The sequence below is a fragment of the Alteromonas sp. S015 genome (assembly GCF_036864485.1).
GTDB lineage: Bacteria > Pseudomonadota > Gammaproteobacteria > Enterobacterales > Alteromonadaceae > Alteromonas.
Genome location: NZ_JAZETO010000027.1, coordinates 1 through 600, shown reverse-complemented (window position 1 = coordinate 600; position 600 = coordinate 1). Strand labels below are relative to the sequence as shown.

The following is a 600-nucleotide window of genomic DNA, read 5'->3' as shown; positions in this document are numbered from 1 at the left end:
CGCTTTGACTGAGAGCCATTCAGTATTGATGATTGAGAACACAACAGTATCTCGATAACCACCATTTGGCATTTTCTGATGATTTCTAAGTACTCCATCTTGCTTCGCTCCCAAACGAGCAATCGCTGCTCTCGAAGCTTGATTATGCCAACTTGTTCTTAGTTCTACTGCAATAGCATCGAGACTTTCAAAAGCGTGAGTTAGAAGAAGTAATTTGCACTCGGTGTTACATGATGTTTTTTGATAACTTTTACTGTACCAAGTGTAACCAATTTCTACCCGCTGATTAACTGAGTCTGCATTGCAAAAACGAGTTGAACCGATGACCTTACCGCTTGATTTAGAAATAACGACAAAAGGCAAAGATAACCCTTTGGCTTTCTGGTCTAGAGCTGTGTAAATGTAATCAGCAATACTTTCTGCATTTGGCACAGATGTGAACCATAACTTCCAAAGTTCACCATCGCTTGCCGCTTCCACTAATGAATATTTGTGCTCCATAGTTAAGGGCACGAGTTTTACATTTTCAGTTGCTAACTCTACGTCGTTAAACCACATTTTACTCTCCATGTATGCCTGACTTTAATGAAAACAGCTAAC

General features: G+C 39.8%; 1 protein-coding gene. It reads right to left on the bottom strand.

Annotated features, from left to right (window positions below; all coding sequences use genetic code 11):
- Positions 1-558: GNAT family N-acetyltransferase (locus tag V7R42_RS19880; RefSeq protein ID WP_334022398.1), on the bottom strand; the 558-nt coding region annotated here is incomplete at its 3' end.
- Positions 559-600: the final 42 nt, after the last annotated feature.